1 protein-coding gene is annotated in these 716 nt (G+C 43.8%); it reads right to left on the bottom strand.

The features are described from left to right. A partial coding sequence (gene pyrH, locus A3757_RS04940) for a UMP kinase (protein ID WP_068739245.1) occupies window positions 1-601 on the bottom strand: 601 nt, incomplete at its 3' end. Window positions 602-716: the final 115 nt, after the last annotated feature.

The following is a 716-nucleotide window of genomic DNA, read 5'->3' as shown; positions in this document are numbered from 1 at the left end:
CCATTACACCTAACTTTTTATCCAAGACTTCATCATAACTCAAAGCATCATACTTCACGGCTGTCGGATCTTTCATCGGGTCAGCGTTGTAGACACCATCTACTTTTGTTGCCTTCAATACAACATCAGCATCAATCTCAATACCTCGTAGACATGCNGCAGAGTCAGTTGTAAAGAAAGGGTTACCCGTTCCTGCGCTGAATATTACAACATCACCATCTTTAAGATCTCTAACCGCTCTGCGCCGATCGTAATGCTCAACAACACCACTCATCGGGATAGCTGACATAACACGCGTTGATATATTGGATCGTTCTAATGCGTCACGCATCGCCAAGGCATTCATAACCGTAGCCAGCATACCCATATGATCACCAGTAACACGATCCATTCCAGCCTGGCTTAGGGCAGCACCTCTAAACAAGTTACCACCACCTATGACCATGCCAACCTGAACACCTATACCAATCAGCTGACCAATTTCTAAAGCCATGCGATCAAGTACTTTTGGATCGATCCCAAAGTCCTCATCGCCCATTAGAGCTTCACCACTAAGTTTTAGAAGAATTCGTTTATATTTTGGCTGGAGATTTACAGGCATGAATCACTCTCGGCATTTAAAGCGTAGTTAACAAATACAGGTTAAGAACCTGCTTAATATGCATATGACGTATCTTAATTTCGGGGGAGTCGCCCCCACTAAAAACAGTCTTTCC

Source organism: Oleiphilus sp. HI0117, assembly GCF_001635235.1.
The sequence above is the reverse complement of the archived record's forward strand: the minus strand, read 5'-3'. Positions and strand labels throughout refer to the sequence as shown.